21 protein-coding genes are annotated in these 23,349 nt (G+C 64.9%); 11 read left to right on the top strand and 10 right to left on the bottom strand.

Annotated elements, in window-relative coordinates:
- The first annotated feature begins 124 nt into the window (after nt 1–124).
- The 3 genes from lepB to era are packed head-to-tail and all read left to right on the top strand — an operon-like array spanning nt 125 to nt 2,510.
- On the top strand, nt 125–943 hold the full coding sequence (lepB, locus tag VSX79_RS08400; protein WP_179497406.1) for a signal peptidase I: 819 nt from the start codon (nt 125–127) through the stop codon (nt 941–943).
- Complete coding sequence (rnc, locus tag VSX79_RS08395) at nt 940–1,620, top strand: ribonuclease III (RefSeq protein ID WP_179496357.1); 681 nt, start codon at nt 940–942, stop codon at nt 1,618–1,620. The genes lepB and rnc overlap by 4 nt, the downstream gene beginning before the upstream one ends.
- Nucleotides 1,617–2,510, top strand: coding sequence for a GTPase Era (gene era, locus VSX79_RS08390; protein WP_179496359.1), 894 nt, complete (start codon nt 1,617–1,619; stop codon nt 2,508–2,510). The genes rnc and era overlap by 4 nt, the downstream gene beginning before the upstream one ends.
- Here the strand turns inward: era and VSX79_RS08385 are convergent.
- The 5 genes from VSX79_RS08385 to plsY all read right to left on the bottom strand — a co-directional run bounded on the left by VSX79_RS08385 (nt 2,507) and on the right by plsY (nt 9,777).
- The gene (locus VSX79_RS08385; RefSeq protein WP_326915155.1) at nt 2,507–3,631 is read right to left on the bottom strand and encodes a lipase family protein; all 1,125 of its coding nucleotides are present in this window, start codon (nt 3,629–3,631) and stop codon (nt 2,507–2,509) included. The genes era and VSX79_RS08385 overlap by 4 nt on opposite strands.
- A gap of 114 nt (nt 3,632–3,745) precedes the next feature.
- On the bottom strand, nt 3,746–6,295 hold the full coding sequence (gene topA, locus VSX79_RS08380; RefSeq protein ID WP_326915154.1) for a type I DNA topoisomerase: 2,550 nt from the start codon (nt 6,293–6,295) through the stop codon (nt 3,746–3,748).
- An 80-nt stretch (nt 6,296–6,375) separates the two neighbouring features.
- On the bottom strand, nt 6,376–7,986 hold the full coding sequence (locus tag VSX79_RS08375; RefSeq protein ID WP_326915153.1) for a VWA domain-containing protein: 1,611 nt from the start codon (nt 7,984–7,986) through the stop codon (nt 6,376–6,378).
- Nucleotides 7,987–8,092: 106 nt separating this feature from the next.
- Nucleotides 8,093–9,178: a DNA-processing protein DprA gene (dprA, locus tag VSX79_RS08370; RefSeq protein ID WP_326915152.1), complete on the bottom strand. Its 1,086-nt coding sequence runs from the start codon at nt 9,176–9,178 to the stop codon at nt 8,093–8,095.
- Nucleotides 9,175–9,777, bottom strand: a complete 603-nt coding sequence (gene plsY, locus VSX79_RS08365) for a glycerol-3-phosphate 1-O-acyltransferase PlsY (RefSeq protein ID WP_326915151.1) — start codon at nt 9,775–9,777, stop codon at nt 9,175–9,177. The genes dprA and plsY overlap by 4 nt, the downstream gene beginning before the upstream one ends.
- A gap of 133 nt (nt 9,778–9,910) precedes the next feature.
- Between plsY and murI the strand changes: the two genes are divergently transcribed.
- From murI to VSX79_RS08345, 4 genes are all read left to right on the top strand, one after another.
- Nucleotides 9,911–10,714 carry a glutamate racemase gene (gene murI / locus VSX79_RS08360; protein WP_326915150.1) on the top strand — a complete coding sequence of 268 codons (804 nt, stop codon included), beginning with the start codon at nt 9,911–9,913 and terminating at the stop codon, nt 10,712–10,714.
- Between the two features lie 137 nt (nt 10,715–10,851).
- Nucleotides 10,852–12,072, top strand: a complete 1,221-nt coding sequence (gene hemA, locus VSX79_RS08355) for a 5-aminolevulinate synthase (protein ID WP_326915149.1) — start codon at nt 10,852–10,854, stop codon at nt 12,070–12,072.
- On the top strand, nt 12,069–12,758 hold the full coding sequence (locus tag VSX79_RS08350; RefSeq protein WP_326915148.1) for a nitroreductase: 690 nt from the start codon (nt 12,069–12,071) through the stop codon (nt 12,756–12,758). Before hemA ends, VSX79_RS08350 begins: the two co-directional genes overlap by 4 nt.
- 72 nt (nt 12,759–12,830) lie before the next feature.
- Nucleotides 12,831–14,093, top strand: a complete 1,263-nt coding sequence (locus VSX79_RS08345; RefSeq protein ID WP_326915147.1) for a YceI family protein — start codon at nt 12,831–12,833, stop codon at nt 14,091–14,093.
- 24 nt (nt 14,094–14,117) lie between these two features.
- Here VSX79_RS08345 and VSX79_RS08340 read toward each other — a convergent pair whose 3' ends face one another.
- The 4 genes from VSX79_RS08340 to VSX79_RS08325 form a co-directional block, all read right to left on the bottom strand.
- Nucleotides 14,118–14,777: a class I SAM-dependent methyltransferase gene (locus tag VSX79_RS08340; protein ID WP_179496377.1), complete on the bottom strand. Its 660-nt coding sequence runs from the start codon at nt 14,775–14,777 to the stop codon at nt 14,118–14,120.
- A gap of 3 nt (nt 14,778–14,780) precedes the next feature.
- Nucleotides 14,781–15,998 carry a DUF3419 family protein gene (locus tag VSX79_RS08335; protein ID WP_179496379.1) on the bottom strand — a complete coding sequence of 406 codons (1,218 nt, stop codon included), beginning with the start codon at nt 15,996–15,998 and terminating at the stop codon, nt 14,781–14,783.
- 144 nt (nt 15,999–16,142) lie between these two features.
- Complete coding sequence (locus tag VSX79_RS08330; protein ID WP_179496381.1) at nt 16,143–16,589, bottom strand: hypothetical protein; 447 nt, start codon at nt 16,587–16,589, stop codon at nt 16,143–16,145.
- 46 nt (nt 16,590–16,635) lie between these two features.
- Entirely contained in the window at nt 16,636–17,625 is a 990-nt protein-coding gene (locus tag VSX79_RS08325) for a threonine ammonia-lyase (RefSeq protein WP_326915146.1), read from the bottom strand.
- Nucleotides 17,626–17,688: 63 nt separating this feature from the next.
- Between VSX79_RS08325 and VSX79_RS08320 the strand changes: the two genes are divergently transcribed.
- The 4 genes from VSX79_RS08320 (at nt 17,689) to VSX79_RS08305 (ending at nt 21,662) form a co-directional block, all read left to right on the top strand.
- Complete coding sequence (locus VSX79_RS08320) at nt 17,689–18,897, top strand: saccharopine dehydrogenase family protein (RefSeq protein ID WP_326915145.1); 1,209 nt, start codon at nt 17,689–17,691, stop codon at nt 18,895–18,897.
- 135 nt (nt 18,898–19,032) lie between these two features.
- On the top strand, nt 19,033–20,118 hold the full coding sequence (locus tag VSX79_RS08315; protein ID WP_326915144.1) for an alpha/beta fold hydrolase: 1,086 nt from the start codon (nt 19,033–19,035) through the stop codon (nt 20,116–20,118).
- The gene (locus tag VSX79_RS08310) at nt 20,115–20,465 is read left to right on the top strand and encodes a DMT family protein (protein ID WP_179496390.1); all 351 of its coding nucleotides are present in this window, start codon (nt 20,115–20,117) and stop codon (nt 20,463–20,465) included. Before VSX79_RS08315 ends, VSX79_RS08310 begins: the two co-directional genes overlap by 4 nt.
- Before the next feature lie 24 nt (nt 20,466–20,489).
- Nucleotides 20,490–21,662 (top strand): carboxynorspermidine decarboxylase, encoded by a 1,173-nt coding sequence (locus tag VSX79_RS08305; protein WP_179496392.1) that lies wholly within the window; start codon nt 20,490–20,492, stop codon nt 21,660–21,662.
- A gap of 27 nt (nt 21,663–21,689) precedes the next feature.
- Here VSX79_RS08305 and VSX79_RS08300 read toward each other — a convergent pair whose 3' ends face one another.
- Complete coding sequence (locus tag VSX79_RS08300; RefSeq protein ID WP_179496394.1) at nt 21,690–23,348, bottom strand: FAD-dependent oxidoreductase; 1,659 nt, start codon at nt 23,346–23,348, stop codon at nt 21,690–21,692.
- Nucleotide 23,349 lies beyond the last annotated feature (1 nt).

Here is a 23,349-nt window from a genome sequence, read left to right as displayed (position 1 = left end):
CGCCGATAATCGCTTGACGTGGCAACCTATTCATCGCCAATGCCGCAGCATGACCAACGCCAGCTTTACCGCCGATATGACGCCCCCGACCGGGTCCACGCCGCCAGCCCCGACTCCCGCGCCGGTGTCCGCCAAGGAAGAGGCGGTCGATACCGTCCGCTTCCTCGCGCTACTCGCGATCGCGGTGCTGATTTTCCGCAGCTTTTTCCTGTCGCCCTTCAATATCCCGTCGGAATCGATGCAGCCGCGCCTCCTGATCGGCGATTATCTGCTCGTGAACAAGATGGCCTATGGCTATTCGAAATACAGCCTGCCATTCAGCGCGCCGCTGATCCCCGGGCGGATATTTCCCCGCACGCCCGAGCGCGGCGATGTCGTCGTGTTCAAGGCGCCGCCGGTCAACGACAACGACTATATCAAGCGCGTGATCGGCCTGCCGGGCGACAGCGTGCAAGTGAGGGGCGGCATCGTGTGGCTGAACGGCAAGCCGCTTCAGCGCGAGGCGATGTCCGATTTCGTCATCCCGGTGACCCCCAACATGATCGAGGCCTCGCGCGCGACGGGCACCCTGCCCTGTTACGCGCCCGAGTTCGAAGAGCTTGCCGCCGACGGCCAACGCCAGTGCCGCTACAAGCAGTTCAAGGAAACGCTGCCCAGCGGCAAGAGCTACGCGATCCTCGACATCACGACGATCCCGGAAGACGATACCCCGCTCGTCGTCGTGCCCGAGGGGCATCTGTTCCTGATGGGCGACAACCGCGATCGCAGCGCCGACAGCCGTTTCCCCGCGATGGAAAATCAGGGCATCGGCCTCGTCCCCGAGGAAAATCTGGTCGGCCACGCGCTGGTCGGGATGTTCTCGACCGACGGGTCGGCAAGCTGGATCAACCCGATCAGCTGGTTCACCGCCGCGCGCTGGGGACGAATCGGGGAAGGTTTTTGAGCGACCCACTCGATACCGGGGCGCTCGCCGGGATCATCGGCTGCAGCCCGGACGACCCGGCGCTTTACGACCTGGCTCTGACGCACGGCAGCACCGGGCGCGCCGATTATCAGCGGCTCGAATTTCTTGGCGACCGGGTGCTCGGGCTCGTCATCGCGTCCGAACTCTACACGCGCTTTCCCTCCGCCAGCGAAGGCGAGATGTCGTCGCGCCTGCATGTGCTCGCCTCGGGTGCGACCTGCGCCGCTATCGCGCACAAGCTCGACCTGACGGCGCTGATCCGTTTCGGCGCGCAGGCGCGCAACGACGGTGGGCGCTACAGCGACAATATTGCCGCCGACGCGATCGAGGCGCTGATCGGTGCGCTCTATCTCGATCAGGGGATGGAGGGCGCTCGCGCGTTCATCCTGGCGCATTGGAACGAGATGATCGCCGGGCAGCAGGCGGCGCCCAAACACCCCAAAGCGGCGCTGCAGGAATGGGCGCTCGCGCGAAAACGCCGCCCGCCCGAATATGAAATAGTCGCGCGCGAAGGCCCCGACCATGCCCCGCGCTTTCGCGTCGCGGTCAGCGTCGGAAAACTGGCCCGGGCAGAGGCCGAGGGCGCATCGAAACAGGCGGCCGAAAAGGCTGCGGCGGCAGCTCTGCTCGCCGAACTCGAAGGAATGAAAATATGACCCATCGTTGCGGATTTGTCGCCGTCGTCGGCGCGCCCAACGCGGGCAAATCGACGATCGTCAACGCGCTCGTCGGGCAGAAAGTGGCGATCGTCAGTCCCAAGGCGCAGACGACGCGCACCCGGCTGATGGGCGTTGCGATGGACGGCGAGACGCAGATCATCCTGATCGACACGCCGGGCATTTTCGCCCCCACCCGCAGACTCGACCGCGCAATGGTTGCCGCCGCGTGGAACAGCCTCGACCAGGCCGAGGCGATCCTCGTGATGATCGATGCAGCAGCGAAGCTCGGGGAACGTGCCGAGCGCGTATTGCAGGGCATCGAGGGGCGGCCCGAGAAGAAGTTTCTCGTCCTCAACAAGGTCGATCTGACCAAGAAGGACAAGCTGCTGACGATCGCGACGCAGCTCAACGAGCGCGTCGCCTTCGACGAAACCTTCTTCATCTCGGCGAGCACCGGCGACGGCGTTCCCGAACTCAAGGCGCACCTCGCGAAACTGATGCCCGAGGGGCACTGGCACTTCCCCGAGGACGAGGTCAGCGACGCACCCGAACGCATGCTCGCCGCAGAGATCACGCGCGAGCAGCTTTATCGCCAGCTCCACGAGGAACTGCCGTATCAATCAACCGTCGAGACCGAAAAATTCACGACGCGCCCCGACGGCAGCGCCGAAATCCACCAGCAGATCCTCGTCGCGCGCGACAACCAGCGCGCGATCATCCTTGGCCACAAGGGCGAGCGGATCAAGGAAATCGGCAGCAAGGCGCGCGCCGAACTGGCCGAACTGCTTGGTCGCAAGGTCCACCTGTTCCTGCATGTCAAGGTCAAGGCGAACTGGGATGAAGACCGCAGCGTTTATCGCGACATGGGGCTTGATTGGGTCGACTAAATCCGCCGGCAATCATTCGGCGGCGGGTTGCCGTCGAAGCGCGAGGTGATCCAGCCGATCGTTTCCTGCGCGCTCTCTTTCGCGCTCGCGCCATGATCGCCCGTCATGTCGATCCAGCGCAGCGGCGTGCCGAGCCTGCACACGGCCTTCGCGAACTTGCGCGTGACCGTGGGCGCGACGATCGTGTCGTTGCGGCTCTGTGCGATCAGCAGCGGACCCGGCACACGCGCAGGATCGACACTGTTGGCGCGCGCGAAGGAGCCGAAAGGCTCGATCTTCGCGATATCCCTATTTTTGGTCGCGCGGGCGATGGTGAGGATTCCGAGGATCGTACCGAGCTTCGGCTTCTTGTCGAAGCTCACGCAATTATTCTCGGCGAGCCGGTGAATAATGCCCTGGTTCGTGCGGTTGGCGATCGAATCGAGCGAAAATCCGTATAGCGTCGACCAGCTGTGGAGCGCGAGGGACAAGAGCAGCGCGCGCGCGTTTTTGTCACTGCCCTCGCGCAAATTGGCGGCGAGATCGGTCGGCGGGGCAGCCGCCGCGGTTGCTATCAGCCGCAAGTCGGGGGCGTAGGAACGCGCGGCCATTGCGGTCCAAAGCGCCGCATGACCGCCCTGCGATTCACCCCAGACCGCAAAGTCGCTGCCGGCAGCCGCACCGGGAATTTCGCGCGCAGCACGCAACCCGTCCAGAACCGACTGCGCGGTGTCCGGGCCGACGAGAAACGGATGCATCGTCGGGCTCGCAAGGCCGATATAATCGGGCGCGACGACCACATATCCGCGTAGCACCGCATCAATGCCCGCCGTCGCGGCAAAGAAATTCGGGCTGATCGAGGGTGCGCATTTTTCGGCGACACCCCATGCGCCGTGCGTCCAGGCGATGACGCGGCGCGGGCGCGGCGGGATCGCCTCCATCGGCGCGGCGACGATGCCGGTGACGGCAAAGCGCTGGCCGCTCCCATTGCTCGTCCAATATTGCACGCGCCATGCCTGCACGCCCGGTGGCGTGTCCTGCATCGGAGCGGCCGAGATCAGATATTGCGACGGCTGGGCGGCCGCGGGGAACGAAAGCGCCGACAGGATGACGAGCAGGACGGCGGCAAGCAGGTGGCGCATGGACAAGTCTCCCCGATGCGCCAAGATAACACGGCTTCACGCCTTCGGAAACGCCGAGCGTTAAGCCGCTCTAACCCTCGTCACTCCCGCTTTCGCGGGAATGACGAAGGAATTTCACTCGGCCGCCTTCTTGGCAGGCGCCTTCTTCGCCGCAGCTTTCTTCGCGGGCGCCTTTTTCTTCGGCGCCGCCTTCTTCTTGCCCTTCGCAGGCCCCTTTGCCGCGCGCGCATCGATCAGCGCGATCGCCTCTTCGAGCGTCAGTGTCGCGGGGTCGGCGGTCTTGGGCAAGGTCGCGTTGGTCGTGCCGTCGGTCACATAGGGGCCGAAGCGCCCCTCCATCAGCTTCATCTCACCGCCGCTCGTCGGGTGCGGGCCAAAGGTGTTGAGCGGTTCGGCCTTGGTCCGCCCGCGCCCGCCGCCTGCCGCAGCTTCGGCAATGCGGACGACTGCGGCGTTCATGCCGATGTCGAAGATTTCGGCGGTGCCCGTCAGCTTCGCATATTTGCCGTCGTGGAGCAGATAAGGACCATAGCGCCCCAGCCCCGCCATGATCGGCTTGCCGCTTTCGGGATGCACGCCGACCTCGCGCGGCAGGCTCAAAAGCCGCAGCGCATAATCAAGATCGAAATCCTCCCCCGGAATGTCCTTGGGGATCGACGAACGCTTCGCCTCCTTGCCGTCGCCGAGCTGGATATACGGCCCGAAGCGTCCGCTGCGCTTCGTCACTTCCAGCCCCGATTCCGGATCATTGCCCATCGTTTCGGGCCCGGTGTCAGCCCCGTCGCTTCCGCCGGGCTGCGCGAACTTGCGTGTATATTTGCAGTCGGGATAATTGCTGCACGCGATAAACGGCCCGAACTTGCCGCCACGCAGCGCCAGCTTGCCGGTGCCGCAATTGGGGCAGATCCGGGGATCGCTACCGTCACCCTTGTCGGGGAAGAGATAGGGGCCGAGGAACTCGTCGAGCGCCGCGGTAATCTCCGACGGTTTCTGCTCCATCACCTCGCCGGTGCGCGGCTTGAAGTCGCGCCAGAAACGTTCGAGCACCGCCTGCCACTGCGCACGGCCGCCCGAGACGTCGTCGAGCTCTTCCTCGAGGCCCGCGGTGAAGTCGTAACCGACATAGCGTTCGAAAAAGCGTTCGAGGAACGCCGTCAGCAGCCGTCCGCTCTCCTCGGGGATGAAGCGGTTCTTTTCGACCGTCACATAGGCGCGGTCCTTCAGCACTTGCAGGATCGACGCATAGGTCGACGGACGCCCGATGCCGAGCTCCTCCATCTTCTTGACGAGGCTTGCTTCCGAATAGCGCGGCGGCGGCTGCGTCTCATGGCTTTCGACCTCGACGCCGGTCTTCGCGGGAGCATCGCCCTTTGCCATCGCGGGCAGCAAGCGCGCGTCGTCGTCGTCCGCGCTATCGTCGCGGCCCTCGTCATAAAGTGCGAGGAAGCCGGGGAATTTCACCACCTGCCCCGTCGCGCGCAGCACTGTCTTGCCGGTGCCGTCGGAAAGGTCGACGCTGGTGCGTTCGAGCCGCGCCGATGCCATCTGGCTCGCGAGCGCGCGCTTCCAGATCAGTTCGTAAAGCCGCGCATGGTCGCCGCTTCCCGCCTTGTCCTTGCTGAAATCGGTCGGACGGATCGCCTCATGCGCTTCCTGCGCATTCTTCGCCTTGGTCTGATATTGCCGCGGCTGGTCGGGGACGTAGCCGCCGTCGTAGCGCGTCGCGATGGCTTTGCGGGCAGCACTGATCGCGCTGTGGTCCATCTGGACGCCGTCGGTCCGCATATAGGTGATCGCGCCATCTTCATAGAGCGCCTGCGCGATCCGCATCGTGTGGCTGGCCGAAAAGCCGAGCTTGCGCGCCGCTTCCTGCTGCAAGGTCGACGTCGTGAAGGGCGGCGGCGGGTTGCGCGTCAGCGGCTTGGTCTCAACCGTGTCGACGGTGAAATGGCCCGCGTTCACATCGGCTTCGGCGGCGCGCGCGTCGGCTTCGTTGGTGATCGTCAGCCGCTCGATCTTGTCGCCCTTCCAACGGGAAAGTCGCGCCTTGAACGGCGTCCCGCCCATCTCGAACAAGCCCGTCACCGACCAATATTGCTGCGCAACAAAGGCCTCGATTTCGCGCTCGCGCTCGACCACCAGGCGCAGCGCGACCGACTGGACGCGTCCCGCCGATTTCGCACCGGGCAGCTTGCGCCACAGCACTGGCGACAGGGTGAAACCGACGAGATAGTCAAGTGCCCGACGCGCGCGATAGGCGTCGATCAGATCGTCGTCGAGCGCGCGCGGGTGCGCCATCGCGTCGGTCACCGCCTGCTTGGTGATCGCGTTGAAGGTTACGCGGTCGACCGATGCGGGCAGCGCCTTCTTGCTTCGCAGCAATTCCTGCACATGCCAGCTGATCGCTTCGCCCTCGCGATCAGGGTCGGTCGCCAGGATCAGGCGGTCGGCGCCCTTCGCCGCGTCCGAAATTTCCTTCAGCCGCTTCGCCTTGTCGGGATACAGCTGCCACTGCATCGCAAAGCCGTCGTCGGGATCGACCGAGCCGTCCTTCGGCGGCAGATCGCGAACGTGACCATAGGATGCCAAAACCTTGAAATCGCGACCGAGATACTTCTCGATCGTCTTCGCCTTGGCGGGCGATTCAACAATTACCAATTGCATTCAAAACTATCCCCGTCACCGGCTCTCACATGTACGCGCGAGGGTGGCGGGGATAGCTTGATTCCGTCAAGCGGGATTTTCTACCCGTCCTGCCATTTGAAATCGGCGGGCAGGATGCATTTGCCGGCGTCATATTTGCCGACGCTGCGGATGATTTCCTGATCGTCGGGCTCGATGCGGCGGCCGCTGATCTGGCTATCGATCACACGGCGGACGAGCGCGTCGAGTTTGGTCACGAGATAGCAGTCGATCGCCGGCGGCGCGTGTGGATTGCCGACGCCGCTGTCGTCGGTCAGGAACAGGTATCGCGACTGGGTCGCCGCCGCCATCGCGCGCATCGCATATTCTGCCTTGTCGGCGACACCCGAGGCAGCAACCGGCGTGACGTGGATGCGCTTGGCGCGTGCCGCCTCGGCGGCTTGCCATGTTCGCCCGAACTTGTCGTCGTGTGGCGGCGCGTCGGCGACGAGCAGCAGGGACTTCACCGCATCGGGGCGCCAGTCCTGACCGACCGCGCGGATCATCGCCTGGTCCATCGCCTCTGGATAGTCCCCACCTCCGTTGGCGTTCTGCCGCGCCAGCGCGCCCTGCACGCGCCCGATATCGCGGTCGAATGCGATGGTGCGCGTCACATATTCGTCGCCGAGGTCACGATAGAAAACGAACCCGATGCGGATGTCGAGATCGCGATGCTTTGCGGTAATCGCGCCGATGATCGAGCGGAGCTCGGCCTGCAGATAGCGGATCTCGTCGCCCATGCTGCCCGTCGTGTCGACGACGAGCATCAAGTCGAGCTTCGTCACTTTCGACGCCGTTTGATTTGCGGTCAGGCCAACGAGCTGGCCTCCGGGAGCGTCGGAGACGAGCACGGGCCGGGCGTTCGCGATCGCGCGGCCGGCCTTCCGCGCCGAAACCGTGATCCGTTCGCTCAACCGGTCTAGCCCGGGAAAGAAGACCGCGCTCCCGTCGGCCTGCGTCGCCATCGTGATGCTGTTGCCGTCGCTGCACGTCACGGTGACGTCGGCGAAGGCGATCGGCTGGCCGCTGCGGTCATTGACCTTTACGGTGACCACGCGGGTCGTATCGACGCGCGGCAGGTTCCGCACCTCCTGCCCCAGATCGCCGCTGCGGTTGACGTAGGCCGCATAAAGTTCGGGGTTGAGCAGATCGTCATGTTCGCCCGCGGTCAAAATGCCCGATTGCGGCTGCGGCTGCGGCTGCGGATAGGGACGCGGAGGCACGATTGCCGGGACGACGCGCGAAAAGTCCGAGGATGACTCCGGCACGGCCGAAGCGGGCGGCGGCGGCAGTGCTTCGACCGAGGCATCGCCGGGTACTGCTCGCGACCCGCTCACCGCGACATCGGCGGAATCGCCGGAATAGGACGAAGGCGGCGGTGCCATCGGAGGAGGAGGAGGAGGAGGAGGAGGAGGAGGAGGTGACGGCGGAGCGGCTTCGACCGGCATCGCCTCCTCGCGGTCGCGCTCCGCGCTGCCCCGCGTCTTGTGGAGGCTGGCGTGCTGCTGCTGTTGCGGCCGCTCCTCGGGAGCGAGCTGCGGCAAGGGAGCGGCGTTGCGACAGAAACCTTGATCGGGTGCAGGCCGCGACTGGGCCATCGCGAGGGGGATCGGTGCCGGCGCGGAGGCCAGCATGGCAAACATCGTGACGCCTGTCAGGAACCGGCTTCGCATCCACAATCTCCCCGCATGTGATACAACATCACAAGCCTGTGGCTCGGCCGCTGAACCGTGGCTGAACCGCGACGAGACGTTGGATGGCCTGGTGCGGCGGCGGCTGTCACACGAGCGAGATCTTCGCCCCGGCATGACGCTCGACGCGGCCCGCGAGTTCGAGTTCGAGCAGCACGAGTTGCACCGTCGAGGCATCCTGCCCCGATTGTCGCACCAATTCGTCTACCGCGACCGGCGTCGGGCCGAGCAGGTCGATCAGCGACCGGCGCTCGCCCTCTCCCGCGTCCGCCGGTGCGGCGGCCGGCGTGAAGCGCTGCACCGGCTCGCGGACCATCCGCGCGTCGATCGGTCCGACCGCTTCGATCACGTCGTCGACTGTCTGGATCAAAGTCGCGCCTTCCCGGATCAACAGGTTGCAGCCCTGCGCGCGCGGATCGAGCGGAGAGCCCGGCACCGCCATCACCTCGCGTCCGTAATCGCCGGCGCGCCGAGCCGTGATCAGCGACCCCGATTTCGGCGCCGCCTCGATCACCACGGTCCCGTGGGCGATGCCTGCGATGATCCGGTTGCGCGCGGGAAAATGACGCGCGAGCGGCTCCGCGCCCGGCGGCTGTTCGGCGATGAGCAGCTGGTCGCTCGCGATCTTTTCCTGAAGCGCGGCATTTTCAGGCGGAAAGGCGATGTCGATGCCGCTCGCGATCACCCCCGCCGTCGCGCCGCCAAGCGCGCCGATGTGCGCGGCGGTATCGACCCCGCGCGCCAGCCCGCTGACCACCGTGACGTCGCGCGTGGCAAGATCGGCTGCGAGCTGGCGTGCGAAACGGCACGCAATCGCCGATGCATTGCGCGCACCGACGATCGCGACGCATGGTCGCCGGAGCATGGCCGTGTCGCCGCGCACGATCACGGCTGGCGGCGCGCCCTCGACCTCGCGCAGCATTGGCGAATATTCGTCCTCGTCGCTGAAAACATGGCGAGCGCCCAAGCCCGCCACACGTTCGATTTCGCGCTCGGCGACCTCGGGGGCCGCAATGCGCGCCTTGCCCGCTCCACCGCGCAGGACAAGGTCGGGCAACGCCTCGAGCGCCGCCACGCCCGACCCGAAGCGCGACATGAGCTGGTGCCAGCTGACAGGTCCGACATGCGGCGTTCGGATCAGCCGCAGCCGCGCCAGCCGCTCGGCGTGGGTCACACATGCTCCTTGCTGGCGCCGACGCGCGGTTCGGTCCCGGCGCGCAGCCGCGCAATATTCTCGCGGTGCCGCCACAGCACGACCACCGCGAGCCCCGCTAGCCCGATCGCATATACCGGATAGCCGAACGCCAGCGCAGCGACCGGTGCCGACACCGCCCCCAGCATCCCGCCGAGCGACGAGATGCGCAAAAGCAAGACCGTGCCGAGCCATACGACCGCGAACACCAACCCGATGGGCCAGGCGAGCGCCAGCGCCAGCCCCAGCAGCGTCGCCACGCCTTTCCCGCCGCGGAATTGCAGCCATACAGGATAGCAATGCCCGATCATCGCCGCGGCGCCGGCGATCATCGCGGCATGTTCGCCGAGTTCCGGAACGAAATGCCGCGCGAGCAGCACGGCAACCGCGCCTTTCGCGCCGTCGAGGATCAAGGTCGCCGCCGCCAGCTCCTTGCGTCCGGTACGCAGCACATTGGTCGCGCCGATATTGCCCGACCCGATCTGGCGCAGGTCGCCCTCACCGAAAAGGCGCGTCAGGATGACCCCGAAAGGAATCGAGCCGAGCAAATAGCCGAAGGCGGCCAGCAAGAATATCGTCATGAAAACCCCGCTCCGTTTCGGCCTATGTGCCGCCGTTGGCGAAAGCAATCAACGGATTCGAACCCGATCGCTCCCAAAATGGATCGATAGCTCGCCCATTGAGCGGCGAGGGCCGCGCTGCTAGGCGCGGGACATGCTTCCCGCCGCCGACGCTCCCATCCTCTTTTTCGACAGCGGCCTCGGCGGTCTCACCGTACTCGGGCCAACGCGCGCGCTGCTGCCGACCGCACCGATCGTTTATGCCGCCGACTATGCCGGCCTGCCTTACGGCAAGAAAAGCGACGAGGAACTTGCGGCGCGGGTGCCCGCGCTGCTCGGCCGTCTGGTCGAGCGCTATCAGCCACGGCTTGCGGTGATCGCGTGCAACACAGCCTCAACGATCGCCCTTTCACACGTCCGCGCCGCGCTCGACCTGCCGATCGTCGGCACCGTGCCCGCGATCAAGCCGGCCGCCGAGTTGACGCGGAGCGGCGTCATCGGCGTACTCGGCACCGAGGCGACGGTTCGCCAGCCCTATGTCGACGATCTGAGCGCCTGCTTCGCCGCTGGAAAGATCGTACTGCGCCACGGCAGCCCCGGGCTCGTCACCGGCGCCGAAGCCAGGCTGCGCGGCGAGGCGATCGATCCCGAGGTGATTGCGCGCGCGATTGCGGGCCTGCGCGACCAGCCCGGCGGCGATGCCATGGACGTCATCGTCCTCGCCTGCACGCACTTCCCGCTGCTGCGCGACGAATTGCAGGCCGCGGCGGGTCCCGCCGTTCGCCTGATCGACGGCGCGGCAGGCATCGCGCGGCGGATCGCCTGCCTGACCGAAGGGCAACAATGGCCCGATGCTCCTGCGCCCGGAATCGCGGTCTTCACGCGCAGCGACGATCGTCCACCGCCACCGCTCGTCGCGCTCGCGCCCTATGGTATCGGATCGATCGAGACGATCTGATAGGACAATTTGTCCCAATGCTGCGAATCGTTCGCACTGGCCTTTGGCGCTTTTCGGCGTTATTGGCCCGCATGTTAATAGCCGCCGGAGGGAGCGGCCCAATGGCCTGAATTGGCACCTGACTGCGGGGCTGAGACGTGAACTATAACGATATTTTCGCACGCGCCATCGACCGGTTGCACGAAGAGGGGCGCTACCGCGTCTTCATCGACATCCTGCGCAACCGCGGGTCTTTTCCCAATGCGCGCTGCTTCGCGGGTCACAACGGGCCGAAACCGATCACGGTGTGGTGCTCGAATGACTATCTGGCGATGGGCCAGCATCCCAAGGTCGTCTCCGCGATGGAAGAGGCGCTGCACGACGTCGGCGCCGGTTCGGGCGGCACGCGCAACATTGGCGGCAACACCCATTATCACATCGACCTCGAAGCCGAACTCGCCGACCTGCACGGCAAGGAAGGCGCCCTGCTCTTCACCTCGGGCTATATTTCGAACGAGGCGACGCTCGGCACGCTCGGCAAGCTGCTGCCGAACTGCATCATCTATTCGGACGAACTCAACCATGCCTCGATGATCGCGGGCATCCGCAATTCGGGCTGCGAAAAGCGCGTGTGGCGCCACAACGACCTCGCCCACCTCGAAGAGCTGATGGCCGAGGACGATCCCGAAGCGGCGAAGCTGATCGCGTTCGAGAGCGTTTATTCGATGGACGGCGACGTCGCCCCGATCCACGCGATCTGCGACCTCGCCGAAAAATACAACGCGCTCACCTATTGCGACGAAGTTCACGCCGTCGGCATGTACGGACCGCGCGGCGGCGGTATCACCGACCGCGACGAGGCGGCGCACCGCGTCACCATCATCGAAGGCACGCTCGGCAAGGCGTTCGGTGTGATGGGCGGCTATATCGCCGCCGACAAGAATATCATCGACGTGATCCGTTCTTACGCGCCGGGCTTCATCTTCACGACCAGCCTGTCGCCGGTGCTCGTTGCGGGCGTGCTCGCCAGCGTACGCCACCTGAAATCGTCGGGCGTCGAGCGCGAGGCGCAGCAGGCGGCCGCCGCCTATCTCAAGCAGAGCTTCCGCGATGCGGGCCTGCCGGTGATGGATTCGACGACGCATATCGTCCCGCTGATGGTCGGCGACCCGGTGCGCGCGAAAAAGATCAGCGACATTTTGCTCGCCGAATATGGCGTCTATGTGCAGCCGATCAATTTCCCGACCGTGCCGCGCGGTACCGAACGCCTGCGCTTCACGCCGGGTCCGGCGCATGACGAAGCGATGATGCGCGAGTTGACCGACGCGCTTGTCGAAATCTGGGATCGGCTCGAACTGCAGCTCCAGAAGGCTGCGTGACGACCGCATCCGGTTATGACGAGGTCGTCGTCGGACGCCGCTCGATCCGCGGCTTCCTCGACAAGCCCGTTCCGAAAGCGGTAATTGCCGAAATCCTCGAGGTAGCGATGCGCGCGCCCTCGTCGTTCAACAATCAGTGCTGGAATTTCTCGGTCGTCACCGGCGATCCGCTCGCGGCGATCCGCCACGGCAACACCGAAGGAATCCTTGCGGGCAAGCCCGACAGCCGCGAGTTCCGCCGCTTCGATGGCATCGCCGACGACCATCGTGCCCGCCAGATCGAGATCGCCAAACAGCTTTTCGGCGCGATGGGCATCGCGCGCGACGACAAGGACGCGCGCCAGGATTGGGTGCTGCGCGGTTTCCGCCAGTTCGACGCACCCGTCAGCATCGTCGTGACCTATGACCGCGTGCTGCTCGGGAGCGACATCGCGCCCTTCGATTGCGGCGCCGTCACCAATGCGCTCGTCAACGCCGCCTGGTCGCGCGGGCTCGGCTGCGTCATCAACAGCCAGGGTATCATGCAAAGCCCCGTCGTCCGCGAACATGCCCGCATCCCCGACGATCAGGTCATCATGATCTGCGTCGCAATGGGCTGGCCCGATGCCGATTTCCCCGCCAATGCGGTGGTGTCGAACCGCAAGGGCGTCGACGAGGCGGTGCGGTTCGTAGGTTTCGACGATTAGGCACCCTTCGACAATATCCGCGTGACTCGATAGGGTTCCCCCGAATCCCCTCCCCGACCGTGAAAGATTGTCATGCCAACACAGCGTTATAGCTATACCGCGATCACGCTTCACTGGCTCATCGCGCTGTTGCTGGCGTTCCAGATCGCGCTTGGCTGGGCGCTCGAAGGGAACAACAGCCCCGAATTGTTTGCGCGCTACCAGCTCCACAAATCGGTCGGCATCACCATCCTGCTGCTCAGCCTCGCCCGCCTTGCGGTTCGCCTGTTCACATCGCGCCCGCCCGCCTCCGACGGCCCGGCATGGACGCGCGCGCTCGCCAGTACGGTACACTGGCTTTTCTACCTCGTGATGATCCTCGGTCCGATCACGGGATGGCTGCTCGTTTCTACCGCGCGCGTTCAGGTGCCGACGCTGCTTTATGGCATCATCCCCTGGCCGCACCTGCCCGTTGGCCGGAGCTGGCACGAACCAGCCGAATCGATCCACGGCGCGATGGCGTGGCTCGCGATCGGCCTGTTCCTGCTCCATATCGCGGGCGCGCTTCGTCACCAATGGTTGCTCGGCAAGCCCGAACTCCAGCGAATGATCCCTTTCGCGCGCGGGAAAGCTGCTGGAGCCGCGATCGGCGCGCTGGCGCTCGTCGCCGCGGCCTTTGCGGGCGGCAATATGATCTACCCCAGCAAGGATCGTCGGGTGGTGAAAGCCGAAACCGCGGCGCCCGCAGCGCCGGCTCCGAGGGCACCTGCGGCCTCACCTCGGCCCGAAGCACAAGCGATAGCGACCGAAACCACCGAAAGCGAAAAGGCCGAACCCGAAGACACCGGCCAGCCGCTCGCCGACTGGACGGTCGCGTCCGGTGGCCGGCTCGGCTTCACCGCGCACTGGAACGGCGAAGCGGTGGACGGCGCCTTCGGTCGCTGGCGCGCCGCCATCCGCTTCAGCCCCGCCCAGCTCGCCAAATCGACCATTCGCGTCACCGTCGACCTTGCCTCGGCCGATACCGGCGACGGGCAGCGCGACGATTCGCTGAAAGGCAGCGACTTCTTCAACATTTCGGCCCACCCAAATGCTGTCTTCACGGCGCGCGACATCCGCCACCGCGGCGGCGACCGCTATGAAGCGCGCGGCACGCTCGACCTGCGCGGCATCAGCAAGCCCGCGACGGTTCGCTTTACGCTGCGCATCGACGGCGACCGGGCGCGTGTCGCCGGGACCGCGCGGATCGACCGCACGGCATTCGGCGTCGGCCAGGGCGAATGGGCGGCAACCGACGCGATCGCCGCCGGGGTCGACGTCGACTTTTCGTTCAGCGCGACGCGTCCGGCGTCCTGACCATCCAGTCATGGAAAATGCTGTCTAGCGCGGTCGTCGGTCGATCCTGAGCGACCAAGCATAGCCGCGATAGAGGCGCGTCACCGACATTCGCCCCCCGATATCATTCGCGATTTCGCGTGCGCCTTCGATCAGCATCGCGCGCGGTTCGACATGAAAGCGGGCGAGCCAGCCGAGCAGCGCGGCGCGCCACCAGCCGGGCAACTGCTCCTGCTGGCCGAAATCGACGATGTGAAGCGAGCCATGGGCGGACAAGTGGCGCATCGCTTCGCGCATCGCGCCCTGCCAGTCGGGAATCATCGACAGTGTATAGCTTTGGAATATCCGGTCGAACCCGTCGATCCCGAACAGCGTGTTGGGATCGAAATCCGTTGCATCACCCCTTGCCACGCTGATCCTTTTGGCAAGGCCGGCGCGCGCGATCGAGGCGCGCGCGGTTTTCAGCATCTCCTCCGAAATATCGATGCCGTGGAAGCGCGCGCCCGGCCAGCAACGGGCAGCCGCGATCAGGTTGCGCCCGGTTCCACAGCCGATTTCCAGCACCCGCCCGCCCACCGGCGGTGTCAACTCGTCGATCAACCGGTCGCGGCCGAGCAGATAATATTTGCGGGTCAGATCATAGATATGACGCTGTCCCCGATAGACGCCGTCCATCAGCGCCGCATGCCCCTCCCCCCGGCGCATGCCTCAATCCTTCAGGACATAAAGATGGACCCCGCCATAAATCGCCGACCGATCGCGACGCGTATAGTCGCGCGACGCTTGCTCGCGATAAACCCAGCGGCTGAGCAAATCCTCGGGAAGCCGTCCCGGCAGCAGGCTCGGCTCGGCGGCGGTACGGAAAAGGACGCGCGCGCCGGGCCGCGCGGTGCGCGTCACCTCGGTCCACAGCGCGGCAAGCTGCGCGTCGCTCATCCAGTCCTGCGCGTCGAGAAAGACATAGCGATCGAAACTGGCCGCATCGGCGGCGGCAAGCATGTCGGTCATGTTCGCGTGCAGCATCGTCACGCGTTCGGCGCGCGCCTTCACCGCGGCATAATTCGCCGCCTGCAGATAGGGCGGCAGCGGCATCGTGACGCCCTTCCCATATCCGCGCCCGAACGCCTGCCAGGCGAAATAATTCTCGTCGAGCGGGAAGTCGCACGCGAGCTTTTCGAGCCGCGCGCGCAGGACGTCCGCCATCGGCCTGCCGCCGGCGAGCGCGTCATATTGCGCGGGCGGGATACCGAGCCCGAAGAGCGACGACCGCTGATCGGTGACCCAGCGGATGAACTTCCTGTCGAAAAAGGGCGCGAATTTGGCTTCGAAGATCGCACGCTGTTCCGCGACCGTCTTCGCCTGCAGAAACTGTCTCGGGTCGATGCGGTGCATCCGCGCCACCAGATGCGCGAGGCCGATGAAATTTCCGAGCAGCCCGCGCTTGTAGAGCCCATGCGCGAAGCCGTTGATACGGCGGCGCCCCGCGAGGTCGCGGCCCTCCCAATAGCGGCGGCTGGTCTCGTCCAGATAGGGCCGGACGAACGCGCGATAGTCGGCGACGTTTGCGCTGCTGTCGGCGTCGGCAAAAAAGCGGCGGAAGCTGAGATAGTCAGGGAGCCGCTGAATGGCGACGCGCTTCAAATTATTCAGCGCGACATGCGCGGTGTTGAGATCGACCGCGACGATCTCGGCAGGATCGGCGGTGAGATAGGAAAAGACATTGCAACCACCGCTCGCAATCGTTGCGATCCGGTTGCCCGGCTCGATCGCAAGCGCCTCCATATCGACCACCGGATCTTCCCATATCTGGGCATAAACAAGGCCCTTGAACGCGAGCGCAAAGGCGCGGTCGAGCAGGCGCTGCTTCTGCTCGGCATCCTCTCGCACGACGGCGGCGGCGATCTTGCGATTGGGCTGGCTGGCCATGTAATGCGACTCCGGAACTGAGGGATCCGGGGCCGCGCATGGCAGGGAGAGGTGCCATTCCCGCGACGGTTCGGTGACAAATCGGCGACAGGAGCAAAAAACTCCCGTCATTCCCGCCACGGCGGCAATGACGGGCGGTTCAGATCAATCGCGGCAGTAGCCTTCGCCTTCCTTGACGATCAGGCATTCCTTCTTGCCCGCGAGATATTTGAGGCCGGTATCGCCGCCGTTACCCCGGCGCAGCGACAGCTCTTCGTCGCCGCGCTTGAACTTGATGCCATGCTCGCTGTCCCAGCCTTCATACGTGCCCTTGGTATCGAGGTCCGACTGCATCTCGAGCTTATATTTCTCGGGCGCTGCGGTCGCGATGGTGACGTACATGCCCTCCACCCCGGTCCATTTGCCGGCCCAGCTCGCGAAGCGGTGGGGCGCGGTGGCGGCGTTGCCGGTGCCGGCGGTCTCGCTCGGCATCGTCTCGACCGGCACCTCTTCGGTGGTCGTCGGCTCGGCGGGCGCCGGAGCCTCGGCCTTTTCGCAACCGGCCAGCAGCACCAATGCGGCGGTGCTCGCCAATATCATGCTCTTGTGCATCACGCGTCTCCTTCCCATTCCAAACGCTTCGGTCCCGATAAGTTTCCTATTCGGTGATGATCTCGGCGAACTTCAGCGGATCGACATTGCCGCCCGACAGGGTGACGAGCGTCGCATCGGTCACCGCGACCTTTCCCGCGAGCACCGCCGCGAGCGCCGCGGCGCCGCCGGGCTCGACCACCAGGTGCAGTTTTTCGAATACCAGCCGCATCGCGTCGCGCACTTCGCCGCGCGTCACCGCTATGCCCTTTACCCCGCGCGCCTGAAGCACCGCGAAGTTGATCGGCCATGTCTCGGGGGTCTGCAACGCATCGCATTCGGTGGGATAGGCCATATCCTCGACGGACAGGATCCTGCCAGCAGCCAGGCTGCGCGTCACATCGTCCCAACCCTCGGGCTCGACGGCGATGATTTCGGCATCGGGGCAGGCGAGCGCGAGGCCCGCGGACAGGCCGCCGCCACCGCAGCAGGCGATAACCTTGTCGAGCCCGCCCAACCCGCGCCCCTTCATCTGCGCCGTCGCCTCGATCCCGGCGCTGCCCTGCCCCTCGATGATCCACGGGTCGCCATAGGCATGAACGAGCGTGCCGCCGCGATCGGCGAGCAGCTTCGCCGCTACTGCATCGCGCGATTCGGTGACGCGATCGTAAAGCACGACCTCGGCGCCAAGCTTGCGCGTCGCCGCTAGCTTCATCGCGGGCGCGTTGCTCGGCATCACGATCGTCGCATTGATCCCCAGCCGTTTCGCCGCCCAGGCGACCCCCTGCGCATGATTGCCGCTCGATACGCCGACGACGCCTTCGTTCGCCTGTTCGGGTGAAAGATCGGTCAGCCGGTGCCACGCGCCGCGGATCTTGAACGCGCCGACGGGTTGCAGGCACTCGGCCTTGCACCAGATCATTTTGCCGTCGATTTCAAGCGGGAGTAGCGGCGTTTGCGGCAGCAATGCAGCGACTTTCGCCGCGGCGCGTTCGACTCCCGCGAGCGTGGGCGCGCGGGTCGGGTCGATCAGGGTATCGGGGCTTTGCTGTGTCATGGCTTCGTCCTATAGGGCGCGGCATACAACACAAGCCGCAGCATAGCGGGCAGGAGATTTTTCATGAGCAAGGTTCTGGTGATCGGCGCAGGCGGCGTCGGATCGGTCGCGGTGCACAAGATGGCGATGAACCCCGACATCTTCCCCGACATCACGCTGGCCAGTCGCCGCAAGTTCAAGTGCGACGCGATCGCCGAATCGGTGAAGGAGCGCACGGGCGTGACGATCCAGACCGCCGAGGTCGACGCCGACCATATCGACGCGACCGCGGCGCTCATTCGCTCGATCGGCGCGACGCATGTCGTGAACCTCGCGCTCCCCTATCAGGACCTGACGATCATGGAGGCGTGCCTGTCGACCGGCGCGCATTATCTCGACACCGCCAACTATGAACCGCGCGATGAGGCGAAGTTCGAATATCATTGGCAATGGGCCTATCACGACCGCTTCAAGGAAGCCGGGCTGATGGCGCTGCTCGGCTCGGGCTTCGATCCCGGCGTGACGAGCGTCTTCACCACCTGGCTGCGCAAGCACCATTTCGACCGGATCGACACGCTCGACATCCTCGACTGCAACGGCGGCGATCATGGCCAGCATTTCGCGACCAACTTCAATCCCGAAATCAACATCCGGGAAGTCACCGCGGTCGCCCGCCACTGGGAAAACGGCGAGTGGGTCGAAACCCCGCCGATGTCGGTGAAGCAACCGTTCGATTTCGAAGCCGTCGGGCCGAAAAATATGTACCTCATGTATCATGAGGAAATTGAAAGCCTGAAAACGCACCTGCCCGAAATCAAGCGCATCCGTTTCTGGATGACCTTCGGCGACGCCTATATCCAGCACCTCACCGTGCTCCAGAATGTCGGCATGACGCGCATCGACCCGGTGATCTATGAAGGCCGCGAGATCATTCCGCTGCAGTTCCTCAAGGCCGTGCTGCCCGAACCGTCGAGCCTTGGCGAGACGACGAAGGGCAAGACCAATATCGGCGTCATCGCGACCGGCCTCGGCAAGGACGGCAAGGAAAAGACGCTCTATCTCTACAATATCTGTGACCATGAGGACGCGTTCGCCGAAACCGGCAATCAGGCGGTCAGCTACACCACGGGCGTTCCCGCGATGATCGGGGCGGCGATGATGGTCACCGGGACCTGGTCGGGCGACGGCGTGTTCAACATGGAACAGATGGATCCCGATCCCTTCATGGCCATGCTCAACAAGCATGGCCTGTCGTGGCAGGTGAAGGAATTGGACGCGCCGCTCGACTTCTAAATCTGACGCCACCCTCTATGCCGTTCGTGCTGAGCTTGTCGAAGCACCGTTTTTCCCTTTAACCTGGGAAGAGCGGCCCTTCGACAAGCTCAGGGCGAGCGGCTTTTTATTGGCTGGCAAGCGCAAGGACGTGCCATGAGATTTTACCTCGCCATTCTGGCGCTTCTCTCCCTTGCCACGCCCGCGCTCGCGCAAACCGAAGACTCCTACGCCCTGGCACGCGCGATCGTCGCCGACATCGGCAAGATCGTCACGCCGAACGGCGTTCAGGAAACCTTCGAGGCAACGCTCGGCGGCGCACGGCAGATCGTGAACGTCCGGGGCGCGGACCAAGACAACCCCATCCTGATCTTCGTCCACGGCGGTCCCGGCGCTGTGGAGATGCCCTTCGCCTGGGCGTTCCAGCGCCCGTGGGAGGACGTCTTCACCGTTGTGCAATATGACCAGCGCGGCGCCGGGCGATCGTACCCGCTGAACGATCCCGCCACGCTCGCGCCGACGATGACCGTCGAGCGCTACCGCGACGACGCCATTGAACTGATCGAGTTGCTCAAAAAGCGCTACGACAAGCGCAAGGTCGTGCTGATGGGGCACAGCTGGGGTTCGATCGTCGGCCTGTCGGTCGCGGCCGAGCGCCCCGATCTGCTCTACGCCTATGTCGGCGTCGGTCAGGGCATAGATTTCCGCGAGGGCGAGAAGGCCGGCATGGCGTGGACGCGAGCGAAAGCGCTGGCGGCAGGCAACGCCGAAGCCGTCGCCGCGATCGACGCGCTCGCACCCTATCCGCAGGGCGAGTTCACCATCGCCAAAGCCGATGGCTGGCGCAAATATGCCATTCCCTATGGCTCGCTGATCTACAACAAGCCCGACCTCAAATATTATTTCCAGACCCCGCGCCTGTCGCCAGAATATACCGCGGCCGATGTGCAGGCGTGGGGCAAGGGCAGCGCATTTTCGGTGACGACGCTCTGGCCGCGGCTCGCCGACGTCAGCTTCAAGTCGGTGCACAAGATGGACGTTCCGATCGTCTTCCTGCTCGGACGGCATGACTATACTGTGCCTTCGCCTGTAGCAGCCCAGTGGTTCGGACAGGTTGAAGCACCCTCAAAGAAGCTCGTCTGGCTCGAACATTCGGCGCATATGCCGATGGTCGAGGAGCCGGGGCATTTCTTTGCCGCGCTGCTTCGCGACGTGCTGCCGCTGACGAAAGAGACCAAATGACCGCCTATCTCGCGCCGATCGGGCTGCTGTTCGTCTCGAACATCTTCATGACCTTCGCCTGGTACGGCCAGCTCGGCGCGGTGTCGCGTCCGGTCTGGCTCGCGGTGCTGATCGCGTGGGGAATCGCCTTTTTCGAATATTGCCTCGTCATCCCCGCGAACCGCATCGGCTATGGCGTCTACAGCGCCGCCGAACTCAAGACCTTGCAAGAAGTGATCACCCTGATCATATTCGCCGGGTTCGCGGTCTTCTGGCTCGGTGAGAAGCTGACGGTGAACCATCTCGTCGGCTTCGGTCTGATCGCGGCGGGGGCGTTCTTCATCTTCAAGGGACCGATTGCGGTCTGACTTAATTCAGGAATCCCAAGCGACATGGAAACCCGTGCCGGCGACCCCGGAGCCTTTGCCCGCTTCGACCTGACCCGCGTCCCCTCCCCCGCATTCGTCGTCGATGCCGCGAAGGTGCGTGCGAACCTGGCGCTGCTGCGCCATATCGGCGACGCGTCGGGCGCGCGCGTGCTTGCGGCGCTCAAGGCCTTTTCCATGTGGTCGCTCGGGCCGACCGTCGCCGAATATCTCGACGGCGTATGCGCCTCCGGCCTTTACGAAGCGAGGCTCGGCCGCGGCGAATATGGCGGCGAAGTCGCCACCTATTGCGCCGGCTACAAGGAAGCCGACCTGCCCGAGATCGCGGCGCTGTCCGACCATCTCATCTTCAACTCGCCTGGCCAGATCGCGCGATTCCGTCCGCTGCTCGACCAGCTTCGTACGCAGGGTGCGACGTTCGACATCGGCCTGCGCATCAACCCCATGCACAGCGAAGGCGAGGTCGCGAAATACGATCCTGCCGCGCCGTGCAGCCGCCTCGGCTTCCCGATCAGCCAGCTGCTCCCCGAACATATGGAGGGCGTCGACGGCGTCCATATGCACAGCCTGTGCGAACAGGACTTCCCGCCGCTCCAGCGCACCTGGAACGCGGTGCAGCCGATGCTGCGCCCCTTCTTCGGCCAGCTCAAATGGATCAATTTCGGCGGCGGCCACCATGTCACGCGCGCGGATTATCAGGTCGACGACCTGATCGCTTTCCTGAAGCAGGTGCGCGCCGCGACGGATTGCGACGTCATGATCGAGCCCGGCGAAGCGATCGCGCTCGACGCCGGCATCCTGGTCGGGGAGGTGCTCGACCTGTTCGACAATGGCATGCCGATCGGCATCACCGACGTTTCGGCGACCTGCCACATGCCTGATGTGATCGAGGCACCCTATCGCCCCGCAATGCTCGATGAAGGAAGTGAAGGCATGCCCACGCGGCTCGGCGGCCCCTCGTGCCTCGCGGGCGACATCATCGGGGACTATCGCCTGCCCGGCGGTGCGCGCATCGGCCAGCGCTTCGCCTTCCTCGACCAGGCGCATTATTCGATGGTCAAAACCAACACCTTCAACGGCGTGCCGTTGCCCTCGATCTGGCTGTGGGATAGCGAGAGCGACGCGCTGAAGCTGGTCCGCGAATTCGGTTACGAGGATTTCAAGACGCGGCTGGGGTAATCCAAACCCATTTTCACCTGGATGACGTTATTCGGCGGGAGCGCCAACCTCCGCCAAAGCCTGATGGATGTCGCTGACCACCACCGACCCCTCACCCACCGATGAAGCAACGCGCTTCACCGACCCCTTGCGGACATCGCCCACGGCATAGATGCGCGGCCAGCTCGTTTCATAGCGCGTCGGCATGCGGTCGAGTGCCCAGCCCGCCTTGACCAATTCGATAGGTGCGATGTCGGTGCCGGTCTTCACGAAGCCGCGCTCGTCGCACACCATTTCCTTGGGAAGCCAGGTCGTGTTCGGGTTCGCGCCGAGGAACAAGAACAGGAAGCCGCAATCGCAATGCCCCTCCTCGCCGGTCTCGCGGCAGCGATAGGTTAGACCGGCGAGCCGATCCTCGCCGTGGAGCGCAACGACGTCGGTCGATGCTATGATCTCGATATTCGGATGCTCTTCGAGCCGCTTGACCAGATATTCGGACATCGTCTCACGCAGGCTCGACCGGCGGAAGATGACGTAGACCTTCTTCGCCACGCTGGCGAGATAGATCGCCCCCTGCCCCGCCGAATTGCCTGCCCCGACGATCGTAACCTCGGCATCGCTGCACAGCTGTGCCTCCATCGGCGTCGCGCCATAATAGATGCCACGTCCTTCATAGACCTCAATGCCGTCGATCGGCAGGCTCTGATATTTAGCGCCGCTTGCGACGACGACCGCGCGGCTGCGCAGCTTGCGACCATCCGCCAGATGCAGGCAATAGGCGTCCTCGTCGCGGTTGATCGACGCCGCGCGGACCGGCGCCACCAGCCGCGCGCCGAATTTCTGCGCCTGCACCGTCGCGCGGCGCGCGAGTTCGTTGCCCGAAATGCCGGTCGGGAAGCCTAGGTAATTTTCGATCTTCGACGACGTCCCCGCCTGTCCGCCCGGCGCCAGCGCATCGAGCGCGATCACCGTCAGCCCTTCGGACGCGGCGTACACTGCCGCCGCCAGCCCACCGGGACCGCTGCCGACGACGATGACGTCGGCGGTCGCGCCGTCGGGAAGCAGGTCGAGCCCGAGCCCGGCCGCGAGTTGTTCGGGAGTCGGCTGGATCAGCACATCGGCGGCACCAAGGATCGCCACGGGCAGTTGATCCTCGGCCAGCCCGCGCTCGGCCAGAAGATGCCCTGCGACCGGCCCGTCGGCGGGGTCGAACCAGCGGTGCGCGACGCCATGCTTCATGAGCAGGTCGCGCATCGCATAGACGCTGCGGTCCATCGCCGCGCCGATAATGATCGTGACCGCAAAGCCGCGATGCTTGCTGAACTCGCGCCGCGCCGACAGCACGCGCACGAAGATGTCCGAATAATGCGAATTGCCCGCGATCAACCGCTGGAAATCGGGGTGCGCGATGCGCAGTATCTCGCCGTCGGCGCCCATTTCGACGCGCGACAGATGTCGCTGCCCCGTCAATACCGACAGGTCGCCGGCGAATTGCCCTCGCTCCATCCATCCGACGCGCTTGCGGCCCTCGTCGGTCGACGCGAAAATGTCGGTGTACCCCGACAAGGTCACGATGCAATCGGGAGCCATCGCCCCTTCTTCGATGAGCAGATCGCCGGCCCTGTGCGACTCGACCGTGCCATAGGCCCGCAGTTCGTCCAGTTCTGCGTCGGAGAAGTTGTGATTGACCTCGGCGCGAGAAACCATG

It is taken from the genome of Sphingopyxis chilensis, assembly GCF_035930445.1.
Lineage (GTDB): Bacteria > Pseudomonadota > Alphaproteobacteria > Sphingomonadales > Sphingomonadaceae > Sphingopyxis > Sphingopyxis chilensis.
Note: the sequence above shows the minus strand (reverse complement) of the source record. Positions and strands in the feature narration are given on the sequence as shown.